Below are 17489 nucleotides of genomic sequence, written 5' to 3' on the forward strand. Positions count from 1 at the left end.
CTCGGCGAGATGACCCCGCGCACCGGCCCGTGCCACCCTCGAGGCCAAGCGGAAACCACCGCACCACACGACAAGGAGAGTCACCATGGTCATCTTCGACGACGGAGTCGCAGAGACAGCCACCCCGGACGGGGACATCGTCGACACCGACGTCCTCATCGTCGGTTCGGGGCCGGCAGGCGCCTCAGCGGCGCTGTTCCTCTCGACCCTCGGGATCCCCAACATCATGATCACGAAGTACCGGTGGACGGCGAACACCCCGCGTGCCCACATCACGAACCAGCGGACGATGGAGATCTTCCGCGACGTCGGCATCGAGGATCAGGTCCTCGCCGAGGCGACCCCGCACGAGATGATCGGCGACACCGTCTTCTGCACGTCCATCGCCGGCGAGGAGATCGGCCGGATCCTCACCTGGGGAAACCACCCGGCCCGGCACGCCGACTACGAACTCGCCTCGCCGTCGCTCAACTGCGACATCCCGCAGACCTACCTCGAGCCGATCCTCGTGAAGAATGCGACGATGCGGGGCACGCAGGCCCGCTTCTCCGCCGAATACCTCTCCCACACCCAGCATCCCGACCACGTCGACGTCGAGGTCCTCGACCGCCTGACCGGCCGGGTGCTGACGATCCGCGCGAAGTATCTCATCGGCGCCGACGGCGCCCGGTCGAAAGTCGCCGCCGACATCGACCTGCCCATGGTCGGGGACATGGACATCGCCGGGTCGATGAACATCACCTTCACCGCCGACCTCGAGAAGCTCGTCGGGCACCGGCCCTCGGTCCTCTACTGGGTCATCCAGCCGGGATCGAACATCGGCGGCATCGGCGCGGGACTCGTCCGCATGGTCAGACCGTGGAACGAGTGGCTCATCGTGTGGGGCTTCGACATCGCGCAGGGGCCGCCGGAGGTCACCGAGGCCGACGCGCTGCAGATCGTGCGCAACCTCATCGGCGACCCGGACCTCGACGCGACGATCACCGGGATCTCGCTGTGGGGCAACAACGAACAGTATGCGAGCCGCCTCCAGTCGGGCCGGGTGTTCTGCGCGGGGGATGCCGTGCACAAGCACCCGCCGTCGAACGGACTGGGATCGAACACCTCGATCCAGGACTCCTACAACCTCGCGTGGAAGATCGCAGCCGTCCTCCGCGGCGAGGCCGGAGAGGACCTGCTCGAGACCTACAGCGCCGAGCGCGCCCCGGTCGCCGAGCAGATCGTCACCCGGGCCAACAAGTCCGGTCGTGAGTTCGCCCAGCTCTTCGACGCCCTCGGGCTCACTCCCGACCAGACCGAGGAGGAGATGAACGAGGCGATCGCCGCCCGCAAGGATGCCACCGCCGACGGCGCAGCGATGCGAGCGAAGGTGAGGGAGGCGATGGAGGTGAAGAACTACGAGTTCAACGCCCACGGTGTCGAACTCGGACAGCGCTACGTCTCCACGGCCGTCGTCGCCGACGACCGGGAGCCTGCGGAGAACCCGCGCGATCCCGAACTCTACTACCAGGCAGGCACGGATCCCGGTGTGCGCCTGCCCCATGCCTGGGTCGGCAACTCGCGGGAGAAGCTCTCCACTCACGACCTCGCCCCGTACACCCGGTTCACCCTCCTCACCGGGACGACCGGCGCCGGCTGGGAGGAGGCGGCGCAGACGGCCGGGCAGCGCCTCGGCGTCGACATCGGCACCGTCGTCATCGGCCCCGACCGCGACGTCACCGACCTCTACTTCGACTGGGATCGCCTCCGCGACGTCGCCGAGGACGGTGCGATCCTCGTCCGTCCCGACAAACACGTCGCGTGGCGGGTGCCCTCCCTGCCCGACGACGCCGCCGACCAGCTCACCTCAGCTCTCGCCGCTATCCTGGCGACGAGACCGGCAGACTCCGACGAAAGGCTCGGTGACATCGCATGACCCTCGATTTCACGCACACCACCCTCGGCCAGCGCGTCGTCTTCGGCACCGGGCAGGTCGCTGCCTCAGTCGCCGCGGAGGTCGAGCGCATCGGGGCCGAACGGGTCATGGTCATCGTCTCCGGGTCCGCCGCGGACAAGGTCACCGACTTCACCGAGCACTTCCCGGTCGCCCTGTGGCACCGTGAGGTCGTCATGCACGTGCCCGCCGAGGTGGCTGACCGTGCCGTGGCCGCCGCCGAAATCGGCGACATCGACCTCGTCGTCAGCGTCGGCGGCGGTTCGGCGACGGGGCTGGCGAAGGCCGTCGCACTGCAGACGCGGATCCCCGTCATCGCCGTGCCCACGACGTTCTCCGGCTCGGAGGCGACGAACGTGTGGGGGCGCACCGAGAACGGCCGCAAGCGCACCGGGGTCGATGATGCGGTCCTGCCGCGCACGGTCATCTACGACGCCGAACTGCTGCGCGGCCTGCCTCACGACCTCGCCGTCGCCTCGGGCCTCAACGCCCTCGCCCACTGCATCGACTCGCTGTGGGCCCCGGCCGCCGACCCGATCAACCGGGCGCTCGCCGTCGAAGGCATCCGGGTGCTGAGCGAGGGGCTGCCGCAGCTCGGCGCGGAATCCTCCGCACTGGCCGGGCTCGAGTCCACGCTCTACGGCGCCTACCTCGCCGCCGTCGCCTTCGCCTCGGCGGGATCGGGCATGCACCACAAGATCGCCCACGTCCTCGGCGGCACCTTCAACCTCCCGCACGCCCAGACCCACGCGATCGTCCTGCCCTATGTGCTCGCCTTCAACGCCCCCGCCGTGCCCGAGGCCGAAGCGCGGATGGCGGAGGCGTTCGGAGCCGAGACCGCGGTCGCCGGACTCCAGCGGCTGCGCGAGGCCGTCGGCGCCCCGCGGGCACTGTCGGAGCTGGGGTTCGCCTCCGGGGACATCGCCGAGGCGGTCGACCTCGCCCTCGAAGCGATCCCAGGTGACAACCCCCAGCCGGTGACGCGGGAAAACCTCACCGCGCTGCTCACCGCCGCCTGGCGCGGCGACGACCCGCAGACCATCGCTGCGCAGGGCCCGACAGCCGGGACCGCCGAGGCGGCCGGGGACGATGCCGGGCTCACCCCGGCCGCGGTCGAGGAGAGGCTCATCGACACCGTCATCTCCTCGTTCTCAGGCACCCCCGACGACCGCCTCCGGCAGCTGATGACCGCGGTCGTCACCCACCTCCACGGACTCATCCGCGACGTGCGGCTGACCGAGGACGAATGGAATCAGGCGATCGGATTCCTCACCGACGTCGGACACATCACCGACGACCGCCGGCAGGAATTCATCCTCCTCTCCGACGTCCTCGGCGCATCGATGCAGACGATCAACGTGAGCAACCAGCCGTACCGTGATGCCACCGAGGCGACGGTGTTCGGACCGTTCTTCGTCGACGACGCCCCGCTCATCCCCGCCGGAGGGGACATCGCCGGGGGCGGTGTCGGAGAGCCCTGCTGGGTCGAAGGCGTCGTCCGCGACACCGACGGCAATCCCGTGTCCGGTGCCCGCATCGAGGTCTGGGAAGCCGACGAGGACGGTCTCTACGACGTCCAGCACGATGACGACCGCGTCTACGGGCGGGCGCATCTGTTCTCCGACGACGACGGGTCGTTCCGGTTCTGGGCGCTCACCCCCACCCCGTACCCGATTCCCGACGACGGCCCGGTGGGGCGGCTGCTGGCGGCGACGGGGCGCTCGCCGATGCGGGCGAGCCACCTGCACTTCATGGTCACGGCCTCAGGCTTGCGCACGCTCGTCACCCACATCTTCGTCTCCGGTGACGAACTGCTGACCAGCGATTCGGTCTTCGGTGTCAAGGACTCCCTCATCAAGGACTTCGCGCAGCAGCCGGCGGGCACCCCCACTCCCGACGGCCGGGACCTCGGTGACGTGCCGTGGTCGCGCACGCGCTTCGATATCGTGCTCGCTCCCGCAGGCGTCTGACGACGGGTGCTGCCGCAGGTCACCCGGTGGCTCGTGCGCCGGTCTCGTCGATCCAGATCCACCCGTCGGGCAGCGGCGCCCACGCCGCGACCTCGCGAACGGACTTCGAGGAGTCGGCGAGGACGATGACGCTGCGGGCGCGCTCGGCGATGAGCTCCTTCGTCCGCGCCTCGGCGAGCGTCGGCTCTCCGATCCCGACGTCCGGGTCGACGGCGTCGGCGCCGAGGAACGCGACGTCGACGTGGAGGCGTGCGAGTGCGTGATCGCTCAGCGCTCCCGTCGTCCCGTGTGAGAGCGTCGAGACCTCACCGCCGACCATGGTCACACGCGGACCGTTCGGGTGTGCGAGCGTCAGGGCGATCTCGAGACCTCGCGTGATGACGATGAGGTCATCGCGGTCACGGAGGCGCTCGGCCACCCGCACGGTCGTCGATCCGGCGTCGAGGAAGATCGTGCGGACCTGCCCGCTCAGGTGGCTCACGGCGTGGGCGGCGATCGCGTCCTTCGCCTCGGCCTGGTGCTCCATCCGCTGACCGAGCGGGGGTTCGACGTACCCGGCGGCAGTCGCCCCGCCGATCGTGCGGATGACCTCGCCGGCCTCGGCCAGCTCCCGCAGATCCCGCCGGATCGTCGACTCCGAGGTCCCGAGTTCAGCGGCCAGGCGCGGGATCGACCACGCCCCCGACTTCAGCCGGGACCGGATGTCGTCGCGGCGTTTGGCCGTGCCGCTGCGCACGGCCATCACCGCGGCAGGTACTCCGCGCGGATGCCGTCGACGAAGGGCGCATAGCCGATCGCCGCACGGTAGGCCGAGCGCATCGTGCCGGCATCGGCGAGTCCCCGTCCGGCGATGTCGAAGGCCGTGCCGTGGTCGACGGAGGTGCGCAGGATCGGCAGGCCCACGGTCACGGAGATCGTGCCGTCGAAGTCGTACGTCTTCGAGGCGATGTGCCCCTGGTCGTGGTACTGCGAGAGGACCCCGTCGAAGCGGCCGGTCAGCCCCTGGTGGAAGACCGAGTCGGCGGGGATGGGGCCGGCGACGTCGAACCGGCCGGCGGCGTTGACGGCATCGACGGCGGGTCGGAGGATCTCGATCTCCTCGTCCCCGAACGCCCCGTTCTCCCCGCCGTGCGGATTGAGGGCGGCGACGGCGAGGCGCGGAGCGGTGACCCCGTAGAGCTGCAGGGCCCGATGGGCGCGTTCGATCGAATCGATCTGCGTCTCGACGGACAGCGCGTCGATCGCCTTCCGCAGCGACATGTGCCGCGTGGCGAAGAAGATCTGGAGCTTGTGGTCGGGGACCTTCGCGTTCTCGACGACGAACATCGTGTCCTGCTTCGTCACCCCGGTGAGCTCACCGAGCATCTCCGTGTGCCCGAGGTGCTCAGAGCCGGACTGCCACACGGCCTCCTTGTTGATCGGTCCGGTGACGATGCCGGCGATCTCCTCATCCATCGCCGCCTTGGTCGCGACTTCGATGGCCGTGACCGCGGCCCGGCCGGCGCGCGCGTCGACGACGCCCCAGTCGGGCAGGTCGTCACCGAGCACGCCGATGTCGAAGACGTCGATGACGCCCTCTCCCGCCGAGGCGGTCGCGAAGTCGGTGATCGGGCGGAGTTCGACGTCGAGTCCGAGGACGTCGACGGCGCGTCTCATCACAGCGAGATCGGCGACGGCGACGCCGTGCTGGTCGTCGCGGGCGGAGAACTCCGCGAGCACCTGGGCGGTGATCTCCGGGCCGATCCCGACGGGATCTCCCACGGTCACGGCGAGGACGGGTGCGGTCATGTCATGCTCCTTCGGTGGTGCGGTCAATGGTCGGCATCGGGCTCATCCCTGCCCGACCCGGGAGGTCGCCATGAGGTAGTCGAGGCAGAGGGCTGCCGTGTCGGCATCGCCGATGAGCCCGCCCTTGGTGACGATGGGCAGACCGTCGGCGCGTCCGCCGACGAGGCGACCGCCGACGGCGAGCGGGATGATCTCCCGCTCGAGTTCCATCCCGACGGCGCCCACGGCGCGCATCACCGCGGCAGTGACATCGCCGCCGGTGGTGTAGAGGCCGGTGACGGCCGGAGAGGTCATGATGAGCTCGGCGATGGCAGCGAGCCTGCGGGTCGTCTCCTCGGACGCGGCGCTGCTGAGCTCGCGCAGGTCGGAGGCGTCGACGACGGTGGCGATGATGATCGCCTTCGCCGAGGTGACGCTGTCGACCCGTGCGATCGTGGCCTCGACATCGGGCAGCCCCTCGTCGTCGAGGACGACGCGGAGGACGGAGATGAGCGGGTCCTCGTTCAGCGTCGCGAGCTGGGCACGGGTGACCTCGGTGGCCGACCCGGAGATCCCGAGGATGACACCGTTGGGGCGGGTCGGCAGCAGCGGCAGGGCGAGGGCGAGACTGCCGGGGCCGGGATCGATCGTCACCCAGTCGAGGAGCTCGCCCGTGCCCGGATTCGCCGGCAGGCGGGTCGCCCCACCGGCGGCGATCTCGCGGGTCACGGCGGCGACGACGGAGCCGACGAGTTCGATGTGCTCGGTGGTGAGCGCATCGACGATGATGACGTCGGCACCTGAGGCGATGCCGGCGAACACCGCCTCCCGGACGGCGTGGCGACCGGCGAGCACCTGGGAGATGTCGATGAGATGGCAGTCGAGGTCGGTGCCGTCGCGCAGGATCTGCGCGACATCGGAGGTGTACATGGGGGAGCGGACGTCGCGGCGCAACTCCGTGTGTTCGAGCAGGCGTCCGTCGAGCAGCTGCAGCCCCTCGACCGTCGTGCGGCCGGCGGCAGGGAAGGCGGGAATGCAGAGGCCGATGACCCTGCTGGCCGGGCCGTCCGCGCCGGCGGCGAGCTGCCGGCGGGCAGTCAGCGCCGCCTCGGCGCTCACCCCGACATTGCCCCGCAGCGTCGTGTCGATCCGGCAGGCGACGAGGTCGACGTCGCCCGCGCTCGCCACGAGCTCTGCGATGAGCTCGGCCGCGGTGGCCGCGGGCAGGTGCCGGGAGTCGGCGTTGAGGACGACGGCGTCGTAGTCGTCGAGGAGGACGTCGAGGTCGACCGTCTCCGTCGCACTCGTCCCGGTCACGGTGATCGTCCGCAGACCCGCCTCGGCGAAGAGGGCCCCGCACGCGTTCCCGCCGGTGAGGTCGTCGGCGATGATGAGGATGCGCGACGTCTCAGCGTCGCCGTCTGCACTGCTCATGCGACCGCGTCGAGGACGAAGAGGAGCGGGATGGAACCCAGCCACACGGCGGTCGTGATTCCCGACCAGCCCTTGATCGCCTGCACCCCGTCGAGGCCGGCGAAGCGGGTGACGACCCAGAAGTACGAGTCGTTGAAGTAGGAGAAGACCATCGATCCCGCGGTGCACGCCATGACCGCGACGAGCGGGCTGAGTCCGAGCGGGGCGATGAGCGGGGCCGTCACCGAGGCGGCGGTGATCATGGCGACCGTGCCCGAACCCTGTGCGATGCGCACGAGGGAGGCGATGATGAACGGGACGAGGAGAGCGGGCAGGCTGATCGAGGCGATCGCCTCGGCGAGGGCGTCTCCGACCCCGGATTCACGCAGCACCATGCCAAAGCTGCCGCCGGCGCCGGTGATGAGGAGGATGAGCCCGGCCGACGCCGCGGCGTCGGCGAGCCAGCTCTGGACCTGGGTGCGCGGGGTCAGACGCGGCAGGAGGGTGTAGACGGCGAGGACGAGGCCGATGATGAGGGCGACGACAGGGTTGCCGAGGAACGCGATGGGAGCGACCCAGGCAGACGGCTCATAGTCATCGCCGGCGAGCATCCCCTGAGCGTTGCGGTCGATCGCCGTCGACACCGTGTTCGCGACGATGAGGAGCAGCGGGATGATGAGCGGGAGGAAGCCGAGGAACGCACCCGGCTGCTTGGCTCCCGAGATCCGCGGGCCCGCGATGCCGTCACCGGTGTCCGGCGCTGCGGATCCGGCGGCCGTCGCATCAGCGGCGGGCGTGCCCGTAGCCGCGGTCGCCGTTGGTCCTGCAGACTCCGGGGCTCCCGCGGTCACCGTCGCGTAGACGTCGTGCTTGACCTTGACGTTGAGGAAGGGTTCGAGCTTCGGTCCGATCCAGCGGGCGTAGATGACGACGACCGGCAGGAGGATGACGGTGAAGATGAGACCGGTGAGGATGACGGCTCCGAGATCCGCGCCGAGGATGCCGGTCGCCGCGAGCGGGCCAGGGGTCGGCGGGACCATGTGGTGGGTCAGCGTCATGCCGGCCCCGAGGGCGAGGGCGAGCGTGATGTAGCCGCCGCGCTTGACGCGGGCGATCGAGCGGGCGAGGGGGTTCATGATGACGTACCCGGAGTCGCAGAACACGGGAATCGAGACGAGGGATCCGACGGTGCCCATCGCCCAGGGCTCACGGCCCCTGCCGAAGGCGCGGAGGAAGGCGCGGGCGAGCGAGTCGGCGGCGCCGGAGACCTCGAGGATCTTGCCGATGCCCACGCCGAGGCCGATGACGATGCCGATGCTCGCGAGGGTGTTGCCGAACCCGGTGGTCACGGCGTCGACGATCGAGAGCAGATCTTCACCGGCGACGATGCCGGTGACGATCGCTGCGAGGAGGAGTGCGATGAAGGCGTCGAGGCGGGTGGCCAGGACGATGACGACGATCGTCGCGATCCCGGCGACGAGGGCGAGGATGAGCTGCAGGTCCATGGGTCCTCCACGTTGAGGCTGACCGGTCGGTCCGGTCAGAGGTGCGGTGTCAGCAACGCATCAATATGCACAGCTTGAGCAAGTATGCGCCAGAACTGCACAGAAGTGCAAAGAAGATTTCTCGCAGATTCGTGCGGATCGCCCTTGATTCATACCCCTAGGGGGTATAGGTTGACGATATGGACACGGAACGGGATCACCAGAGAGCGACGGAACTCGAGCAGGGCCATGCGAGTCACGACCATATGAGCCATGCGGACGCAGCGGGTGCGGACCCGGTCGGCCGCCACCACTCGGACGCTGATCACTCCGGACACCAGCAGTCCGGGGCCGATCACGCGGGCCATGATCACTCCGGCCACCAACATTCGGGCCACGATCACTCCGGGCACGGGGCGATGGACCACTCGGGCATGGACCACTCCGGGCACGGAGGCCACGGTGGACATGCCGCGGTGTTCGGCCGGCTCTTCGGGATCATGGCGGTCATCGCGGTGCCGGTCATCGCCTTCAGCCCGATGTTCGGCCACCTCGTCGGCTACATGGTGCCCGAATCCGGGCCGTGGGGCTGGGTGCGCTGGATCGCACCGGTGCTCGGCACGGTCATGTACGTGTGGGGCGGCAAGCCGTTCCTCACCGGCGGATGGAGCGAGCTCAGGGCCCGCAAGCCGGGGATGATGCTCCTCATCGCGCTCGCGATCACCGTCGCCTTCGTCGCCTCGTGGGGCGCCTCGCTGGGGATCCTCGACGCCCAACTCGACTTCTGGTGGGAGCTCGCACTCCTCATCGTCATCATGCTCGCCGGCCATTGGCTGGAGATGCGCTCGCTCGCGCAGACCACCTCGGCGCTCGACAGCCTCGCCGCCCTCCTGCCCGATGAGGCGGTGAAGATCGTCGACGGCGCTACCGTGACGGTCGCACCGGGCGACCTCGTCGTCGGCGATGTCGTCCTCGTCCGTCCCGGATCCGCGGTTCCGGCGGACGGGCGCATCGTCGACGGCACTGCGGAGATGGACGAGTCGATGATCACCGGGGAGTCCCGGCCGGTGCGCCGCAGTGTCGGCGACACCGTCGTCGCAGGCACCGTCGCCACGGACTCGGGCCTGCGGATCGAGATCACCGCAACCGGTGACGACACCGCGCTGGCCGGCATCCGCAAACTCGTCGCCGACGCCCAGAACTCCTCCTCGCGCGCCCAGCGACTCGCCGACCGCGCCGCGGCCTGGCTGTTCTGGTTCGCCCTCGGCGCCGCCGTCATCACCGCGATCGTCTGGACTCTCGTCGGCATGCCCGACACGGCGGTCGTGCGCACGATCACCGTCCTCGTCATCGCCTGCCCCCATGCCCTGGGACTGGCGATCCCGCTCGTCGTCTCGATCGCCACGGAACGCGCCGCACGCGCCGGGGTCCTCATCAAAGACCGTCTCGCGCTTGAGACGATGCGCACCGTCGACGCTGTGCTCTTCGACAAGACGGGAACCCTGACGAAGGGCGAGCCGACCGTCACCGCCGTCGAGACGACCGGGACCCGCAGCGACGACGAGGTGCTCGCTCTCGCCGCTGCCGCCGAGACCGACAGCGAGCACCCGCTGGCCCGAGCGATCGTCCGCGCCGCCGAGCAGCGGGGACTGACCGTGCCGGCAGCGCAGAACTTCTCGTCCTCACCGGCCGTCGGGGTGCGTGCCGAGGTCGACGGCACCGAGGTCGAGGTCGGCGGACCCCACCTGCTCAGCGCCCGCGGTGCCGCCGAGGCCACGATCGCCGAGACCTGGCGGGCGGAGGGGGCGATCATCCTCCACGTCCTCGTCGCCGGGCAGGTCGTCGGCGCCCTGCGCCTGGCCGATGAGATCAGGGCAGAGTCCCGGCAGGCCGTCGAGGCCCTCCACGCCCAGGACATCGAGGTCGTCATGATCACCGGCGACGCCGAGGCGGTCGCCCGATCCGTGGCCGCTGACCTCGGCATCGACCGGGTCTTCGCCGGTGTGCGACCGGCGGACAAGGCGGCGAAGGTCGCCGAACTCCAGGCCGAGGGAAAGACGGTCGCGATGGTCGGCGACGGCGTCAACGACGCCCCCGCCCTGGCACAGGCCGATGTCGGCATCGCGATCGGTGCGGGCACCGATGTCGCGATCGGCTCGGCGGGAGTCATCCTCGCCTCCGACGATCCGCGCTCGGTGCTCTCCGTCCTCGAGCTCTCGCGGGCCAGCTACCGGAAGATGAAGCAGAACCTCTGGTGGGCCGCCGGCTACAACCTCCTCGCCGTCCCCCTGGCCGCGGGCATCCTCGCGCCGATCGGGTTCGTCCTGCCGATGAGCGTCGGCGCGATCCTCATGTCGGCCTCGACGGTCGTCGTCGCCCTCAATGCGCAGCTCCTGCGTCGCCTCGACCTGCGCCCCGCGGCTGTCGTCGCCGCGGCCGAGAGGCACCCGGCCGGCCGGCATCCGGCCGAGCGCTGAGACCTCAGCGCTCGAGGGTCTCCTCGAGCGTGCTGCCACCGACCCCGACGGTCACCTGCGTGCCCCACGGGTCGGTGAGCCGCACCGAGCGCTCGTCGTCGGCGAATGGCAACGATCGTGCCGTCAGTCTCTCGACGAGGGCGTCGAGGTCCTCGCGGGCCGGCACCGTGATCGCGAGATCGCCGAGGCCGAGGCTCGCGGCCCGGGGTCCCGCGCCGAGGCTGTTCCATGTGTTCATCGCGACGTGATGGTGGTAGCCGCCGGCCGAGGCGAAGACGGCCCCGGGCATCGTCGAGTTCGTCGGTTCGAAACCGAGCGCGCCGACGTAGAACTCGCGGGCCCGGTCGAGATCGCCGACCTGGAGATGGACATGGCCGACGGTGCCGGGCAGCTCCGATGCGCTCGTCAGTGCGCCGCTGTCGAGATGCTCGCGGAGGAAGGCGTTGGGATCGAAGCCGATCGAGTCCATCTCGATCTCACCGGCGGGGGAGTGGCCCCACTGCGCGCGGTCCCGATCGACGTAGAGTTCGATGCCGTTGCCCTCGGGGTCGGAGAAGTAGAACGCCTGCGAGACGAGGTGGTCCTGGGCGGCGAGGAACCGGCTGCGGGTGTTCGCCGCGGCGTGTGCGACGGTTGCGGCCAGGGATTCGGGGGTCTCGAAGAGGAACGCGGTGTGGAAGAGTCCGGCGCTCCGGCGGCTGCCGACCGGCAGGTCCGGGGTGGAGACGAACTTCACCATCGGCGTCGCGCCGCGCCCGAGGACGCGATGGACCTCGCGCCCCCGGGCGGCCTCCTCGAGCGGTTCGAGGGCGAGCGCATTCCGGTAGTAGTCGGTCATGAGGTCGAGGTCGCCGACACGCAGGGTCACGGCGTCCATTCCGGCATCGGGTGGGAGGACGGTGCTGGGGGCAGAGGTCATCGGGCGCTCCAGATCAAGATGATTGAATATTGAAGTATATCTGCAGTGAGGCGCGGTGGCCATGTCCGGTGGGGCTGGAGAGCATTCTCGCGCTCGCCCAGGACCCGAGCCGGCACGGTGAAACCCCGGTCAGTCATCCAATGTATTGACGGTCCCTCAGTTGCGTTTCGACAAATAATCCCGTCGGGATCTTGTCTTTGCTCGACTGTGCCCCTAGTCTGAGCAACAGACATAGGATGTCTCGCGTGATGACGTGGGACACGGTATTCAACGAGGAGTCACCGCCACATGTCAGAGACGACGAGCATTCCGCTGCTCGACATCCGCGGCGCCGCCAAATCCTTCCCGGGCGTGAGAGCCCTGGCGAACGTCGACCTCGACCTGTTTCCCGGCGAGGTCCTCGGCCTCGTCGGGGAGAACGGAGCCGGGAAGTCGACGCTGATGAAGCTGCTCTCGGGCGTCTACACCCCGGATGCCGGCGTGTTCCGGATCGACGGCACCCCGGTGACGATCGGGTCGACGACCGACGCCGAACGCCTCGGCATCGCCATCATCCACCAGGAGTTCAACCTCGTCGAGGATCTCACGGTGGCCCAGAACATCTATCTCGGTCGCGAACCGCGGATCGGTCCCTTCATCAGCGAACGTCAGCTCAACCGGGATGCGCAGACCCTCTTCACCCGGCTCGGCCTCGCACTCGACCCGCGCGCCGTCGTCGGGCGGCTCACCGTCGCCGCGCAGCAGATGGTCGAGATCGCGAAAGCGCTCAACCAGGACGCGCGGATCCTCATCATGGACGAACCCACCGCCGCCCTCAACGATGAGGAGGTCGAAGTCCTCCACGGGCTCATCCGCCGCTTCATCACCCCGGAGACCGGCGTCATCTACATCTCGCACCGGATGCCCGAGCTCAAGGCGATCACGGAGCGGATCACCGTCATCCGCGACGGAGAGAAGATCGGCACCGTGCCGACCGCAACGACCGAGATGCCCGAGGTCATCCGCATGATGGTCGGGCGCGAACTCGCCGCCGTCGCCGACGCACCCGCCCACGACGACTCCGCCGAGGTGGTCCTCTCCGTGACGGACCTGCAGACGAAGGCGAAGCTGCGGGGCATCAGCTTCGATCTTCGCCGTGGCGAGATCCTCGGTCTCGCCGGTCTCATGGGAGCCGGTCGCACGGAGACCGCCCGCGCGATCATCGGCGCCGACCCCCTGACAGCCGGGACGGTCAGCGTCGACGGCCGAGCGGTGACGATCGGCAGTCCGGCGGCGGCTGCGCGACTGGGGATCTGCTATCTGTCCGAGGACCGCAAACAGCTCGGCGTGCTCGTGGGCCAGAGCGTCCGCGACAACATCGCCCTGCCGAGTCTGCGGCGCTTCAGTCGCTTCGGGTTCACCGACGAGACGGCCATCGACTCCACCGCCCGTGACCTCGTGTCACGGCTGCGGATCCGCACGCCGTCGATCACGCAGGTGCTCGAGAAGCTCTCCGGCGGCAACCAGCAGAAGGTCGCCATCGCGAAATGGCTCGTCAAGGACTGTGATGTCTTCATCTTCGACGAGCCCACCCGGGGCATCGACGTCGGCGCGAAGGCCGAGATCTACGCCCTGCTGCGGGAGCTCAGCGCGCAGGGCAAGTCGATCATCGTCATCTCCTCCGAACTGCCCGAGGTCCTCCTGCTCTCCCACCGCATCGCCGTGCTCAGCGAGGGCCGCCTCACCGGCATCCTCGCCGCCGCCGATGCCACGCAGGACTCCGTCATGGCCCTGGCCACGCAGCACACCGAATCGATGGGAATCGTCGCCTGAATGAATGCCGAAACCGCTTCCGCCGCCCGCCCGCAGACCGCTGATGCCCCGGCGACCGACACCAGTCGTCCCGCCGGGACGCGCAGCTTCTGGCGCAACTCGCTGCAGCAGCTCCTCGCTGTGGCGAGCCTCATCGTCATCATCATCGTCTTCGCGATCATCAACCCCGATTCGTTCCTCACCGTCACGAACCTCTCGACGATCCTCACGACCGTGACGACCGTCGGGCTGCTCGCCCTCGGCGTCACGTTCATCATCATCACCGGCGGCATCGACCTGTCCGTGGGCACGGGGATGATCCTCTGCGGTGTCATGGCCGGCGTCTTCATCACGAACATGGGTCTGCCGCTCATCGTCGGGATCGCCCTGACGATCGCCTTCGGCGGCCTTATCGGCCTCGTCAACGGCGTCAATGTCGCCGTCCTCGGGCTGCCGCCGTTCATCGCCACGCTCGGCATGATGATGATCACGCAGGGGCTGTCGCTCGTCGTCAGCGGGACCAAGCCGATCTACTTCACCGACAGCCCCGGCTTCGGGGCGATCATGAATGTCTCGCTCATCCCCGGGATGCGGCTGCCGCTGGGCACCGTGCTCTTCCTCATCCTCATCGTCGTCTCGGTCGTCGTCCTCCAGCGCACCCTCATCGGCCGCACGGCGTTCGCGATCGGCTCGAACGAGAAAGCCACGAGGCTCTCGGGCGTCAATGTCCGCGGCTGGCTGATCTCCGTCTACGTCCTCTGCGGGCTCTTCGTCGGCCTCGCCGGGGTGCTCTCGGCCTCCCGGCTCAGTTCGGCGCAGCCGACGGGCGGCGCCGGCATCGAGCTGCAGGCGATCGCCGCGGTGATCATCGGCGGCACGTCGCTCGCCGGAGGTCGCGGGTCGATGGTCGGCACCGTCATCGGCGCCCTCATCATGGCCGTCCTCGACAACGGTCTGCGCATGGCCGGCGTCGCCCAGGAATGGCAGCAGGTGGCCATCGGCATCGTCGTGCTGCTCGCCGTCTACCTCGACATCGTGCGCAAGAAGAACTCCTCCACCGGATCCGCACCGCTCTGACCCACCATCGCCCTCACGAAGAATCGAAGGAGATCACCATGAGGATAGGAAAGCTGCTCACCTCGCTCGCGGCACTGTCGTCCATCGCCCTCATCGCCACCGGCTGCGGTTCGGCCGACACCGGATCGAGCGGAGGGGACGGGGAGAGGACGATCGCGATCATCTCGAAGGGCTATCAGCACCAGTTCTGGCAGACCGTGAAGAAGGGTGCGGAGGAGAAGGCGAAGGAACTCGGCGTCACCGTCACCTTCGAAGGGCCCGACAGCGAGACCGACGTCGAACAGCAGGTCACCCAGCTGCAGACGGCGCTCGACAAGCAGCCCGACGCCGTCGCGATCGCGGCACTCGACAGCAAGGCCGTCATCCCGCTGCTCCAGCAGGCGCAGTCGAACGACATCCCCGTCATCGCCTTCGACTCCGGAGTCGACAGCGACATCCCGCTGACCACGGTGGCCACGGACAACAAGGCGGCAGCCGCCGAGGACGCGAAGAAGCTCGCCGAGGCACTCGGCGGCACGGGCAAGGTCGGCATCGTCACCCATTCGGAGACGGCCCAGACCGGGGTCGAACGCCGGGACGGCTTCGTCGAGTACCTCGAGCAGAACGAACCGAACATCGAGATCGTCGCCGAGCAGAACGCCGACGGCGATCAGGCGAAGTCGGCGGACGCGACGAAGGCGATGCTCCAGGCCAACCCCGACCTCGCCGGTCTCTACGGCACGAACGAAGGCGCGGCGATCGGCGTCGTCCAAGGAGCCAAGGAGCTCGGCAACACTGACGCGACGATCGTCGGCTTCGACTCGGGCAAGGCCCAGCTCGACGCGATCCGGGACGGGTCGATGCTCGGCGCAGTCACGCAGAGTCCGCTCGACATCGGATCGCAGACCGTGCAGGCCGCCGTCGACGCCATCGACGGCAAGGAGCTCGAGAAGCAGATCCCGACCGCGTTCTACTGGTACGACAAGACCAACATCGACGATCCGAAGATCGCCGAACTCCTCTACGAATGAGCATCGGCCGCCTCGGCGAGGTCTCTGCCGGCCGTCGCCGAGGCGGACGAACCGGTCGTCGCCGACGAGGACTGGGCAGCCGCCGGCCGCGGCGCTGCCGACGATCATGCCCGGTGAGGACATAAGGTTGGAGCCATGGCACTGACGGACGACGCGCTCGACAAGATCAAGGATCTCATCGTCACCGGTGAGCTCAGACCGGGGGACCGGCTGCCCCCTGAGGCCGAGCTCTCCGAGCGGCTCGGCCTCTCCCGCAACTCCCTTCGGGAGGCGGTCAAGGCCCTCGACTTCATCAACGTCCTCGACGTGCGACGCGGTTCGGGAACCTACGTCACCTCGCTCTCGGCCGAGGATCTCACCGAGGCGGTGTCGTTCCTCGTCGACGTCCATGCCTCGGGGTCGCTGCGGGAGATCCTCGAGGTCAGGCGCATCTTCGAAGCCGAGACCGCGTACCGCGCGGCGACCCGCATCGACGCGGCCGGGCTCGAGGACCTGCGGCAGACGATCAGAGACACCGACGCTGACTCGGTCGAATCCCTCGTCTCCCACGACTTCGACTTCCATGCGACGATCGCCAAGCACGCAGGCAACGACTACCTCGCCGCGATGCTCGAAGCCGTGTCGATGAAGACGACCCGAGCGCGGACCTGGCGGGGCATGACCGATCCCGGCGCCATCGAGCGCACTCTCGATGAGCACCGGGCGATCATCGACGCCCTCGCCGCCGGAGACGCACGACTGGCGCAGTCGATGATGATCCTCCACGTCACCGGTGTGCAGCGCTGGGTCGACGAGGTCGACGTCGTCGCCGACGACGACCCCGGACCGGGCGCGGGCTGAGGCTCACTCCGCGCGCAGACGCAGCCCCTGCATGCCGCCGTCGACGGCGATCGCCGAACCGGTCGTCGAGCCCTGGAGAGGACTGGCGAGGAAGAGGATCGTCCGGGCCACCTCGGCGGGTTCGACGAGACGGCCGTGGGGTTGGCGCGCATTGAGCTGGCGCAGCTCCTCCTCGGGATTCTCCGCCTTCGCCATCAGGCCCTTCATCACCCATGGGGTGTTCGCGGTGCCCGGGCACACGGCGTTGACGCGGATGCCTTCGCGGACGTGGTCGGCGGCCATCGCGAGCGTCATCGAGTGGATCGCCCCCTTCGAGGCGGAGTAGAGGACGCGGTCGGGCAGACCCGCGGTCGCGGCGATCGACGAGGTGTTGACGACCGCGGCATGCTCGGACCGGCGCAGATGGGGCAGCGCGGCTGCGGTGACCCGGGCGACGGAGACGACATTGACGCCGAGCACGCGATTCCATTCGGCGTCGTCATTGGCATCGACCTGTCCCTGCGCTCCGATGCCGGCGTTGTTGATGACGATGTCGATGCCGCCGTACTCGGCCGCGGCCGCGGCGACGGCGGCGTCGACCGAGGCGCGGTCGGAGACGTCGCACTCCAGGGGCAGGGCACCCGCGGGGGAGCCCGCGGGGTTGAGGTCGAGGACGGCGACGTTCGCGCCGGCCGCCAGGAGCTGCTCGGCCACGGCGGCGCCGATGCCCGAGGCGCCTCCGGTGACGATGGCGGTGAGGCCGGCGAATTCTTCAGCGGTGGTCATGGTGGTGACGGTTCCTTCCGGTCGGGGTGGTGCGGTGAGGGCG

Annotated in this window: 13 protein-coding genes and 1 pseudogene; 8 read left to right on the forward strand and 6 right to left on the reverse strand. The window is 69.1% G+C overall.

Annotated elements, in window-relative coordinates; genetic code table 11:
• The first annotated feature begins 85 nt into the window (after positions 1 to 85).
• The 3 genes and pseudogenes from FJ887_RS15695 (at position 86) to FJ887_RS15705 (ending at position 3903) form a co-directional block, all read left to right on the forward strand.
• A complete protein-coding gene (locus FJ887_RS15695; RefSeq protein ID WP_140955592.1) occupies positions 86 to 1915 on the forward strand; it encodes an FAD-dependent oxidoreductase in 1830 nt (609 codons plus the stop codon).
• Positions 1912 to 2940: pseudogene (locus tag FJ887_RS15700) on the forward strand (maleylacetate reductase); the annotation flags it as partial. The gene FJ887_RS15695 and the pseudogene FJ887_RS15700, both read left to right, overlap by 4 nt.
• 33 nt (positions 2941 to 2973) lie before the next feature.
• Positions 2974 to 3903, forward strand: a complete 930-nt coding sequence (locus FJ887_RS15705; protein WP_181365674.1) for a hydroxyquinol 1,2-dioxygenase — start codon at positions 2974 to 2976, stop codon at positions 3901 to 3903.
• Between the two features lie 19 nt (positions 3904 to 3922).
• Here FJ887_RS15705 and FJ887_RS15710 read toward each other — a convergent pair whose 3' ends face one another.
• The 4 genes from FJ887_RS15710 to FJ887_RS15725 are packed head-to-tail and all read right to left on the reverse strand — an operon-like array spanning position 3923 to position 8588.
• Entirely contained in the window at positions 3923 to 4645 is a 723-nt protein-coding gene (locus FJ887_RS15710) for a DeoR/GlpR family DNA-binding transcription regulator (protein ID WP_140955593.1), read from the reverse strand.
• On the reverse strand, positions 4645 to 5691 hold the full coding sequence (gene pdxA / locus FJ887_RS15715) for a 4-hydroxythreonine-4-phosphate dehydrogenase PdxA (RefSeq protein WP_140955594.1): 1047 nt from the start codon (positions 5689 to 5691) through the stop codon (positions 4645 to 4647). The genes FJ887_RS15710 and pdxA overlap by 1 nt, the downstream gene beginning before the upstream one ends.
• Positions 5692 to 5733: 42 nt before the next feature.
• Complete coding sequence (locus FJ887_RS15720) at positions 5734 to 7104, reverse strand: four-carbon acid sugar kinase family protein (RefSeq protein WP_140955595.1); 1371 nt, start codon at positions 7102 to 7104, stop codon at positions 5734 to 5736.
• Entirely contained in the window at positions 7101 to 8588 is a 1488-nt protein-coding gene (locus tag FJ887_RS15725) for a GntP family permease (protein ID WP_140955596.1), read from the reverse strand. Before FJ887_RS15725 ends, FJ887_RS15720 begins: the two co-directional genes overlap by 4 nt.
• Before the next feature lie 179 nt (positions 8589 to 8767).
• On the opposite strand from FJ887_RS15725, the gene FJ887_RS15730 reads away from it, so the two are divergent.
• Positions 8768 to 11044: a heavy metal translocating P-type ATPase gene (locus FJ887_RS15730; protein WP_140955597.1), complete on the forward strand. Its 2277-nt coding sequence runs from the start codon at positions 8768 to 8770 to the stop codon at positions 11042 to 11044.
• A gap of 4 nt (positions 11045 to 11048) precedes the next feature.
• Here the strand turns inward: FJ887_RS15730 and FJ887_RS15735 are convergent, their stop codons facing one another.
• Positions 11049 to 11963, reverse strand: a complete 915-nt coding sequence (locus tag FJ887_RS15735; protein ID WP_140955598.1) for a VOC family protein — start codon at positions 11961 to 11963, stop codon at positions 11049 to 11051.
• Positions 11964 to 12251: 288 nt separating this feature from the next.
• Here FJ887_RS15735 and FJ887_RS15740 point away from each other — a divergent pair, with 288 nt between their 5' ends.
• The 4 genes from FJ887_RS15740 to FJ887_RS15755 all read left to right on the forward strand — a co-directional run bounded on the left by FJ887_RS15740 (position 12252) and on the right by FJ887_RS15755 (position 16681).
• Entirely contained in the window at positions 12252 to 13775 is a 1524-nt protein-coding gene (locus tag FJ887_RS15740) for a sugar ABC transporter ATP-binding protein (RefSeq protein WP_140955599.1), read from the forward strand.
• On the forward strand, positions 13776 to 14831 hold the full coding sequence (locus FJ887_RS15745; RefSeq protein WP_140955600.1) for an ABC transporter permease: 1056 nt from the start codon (positions 13776 to 13778) through the stop codon (positions 14829 to 14831). It abuts the gene before it with no gap.
• 38 nt (positions 14832 to 14869) lie between these two features.
• On the forward strand, positions 14870 to 15841 hold the full coding sequence (locus FJ887_RS15750; RefSeq protein WP_137824203.1) for an ABC transporter substrate-binding protein: 972 nt from the start codon (positions 14870 to 14872) through the stop codon (positions 15839 to 15841).
• Positions 15842 to 15976: 135 nt separating this feature from the next.
• Positions 15977 to 16681 (forward strand): FadR/GntR family transcriptional regulator, encoded by a 705-nt coding sequence (locus FJ887_RS15755; RefSeq protein ID WP_137824202.1) that lies wholly within the window; start codon positions 15977 to 15979, stop codon positions 16679 to 16681.
• A gap of 3 nt (positions 16682 to 16684) precedes the next feature.
• Here the strand turns inward: FJ887_RS15755 and FJ887_RS15760 are convergent, their stop codons facing one another.
• Positions 16685 to 17446, reverse strand: a complete 762-nt coding sequence (locus FJ887_RS15760) for an SDR family NAD(P)-dependent oxidoreductase (RefSeq protein ID WP_140955601.1) — start codon at positions 17444 to 17446, stop codon at positions 16685 to 16687.
• Positions 17447 to 17489 lie beyond the last annotated feature (43 nt).

The sequence above is a fragment of the Brevibacterium sp. XM4083 genome, from assembly GCF_006489205.2.
In the GTDB taxonomy this organism is placed as follows: domain Bacteria; phylum Actinomycetota; class Actinomycetes; order Actinomycetales; family Brevibacteriaceae; genus Brevibacterium.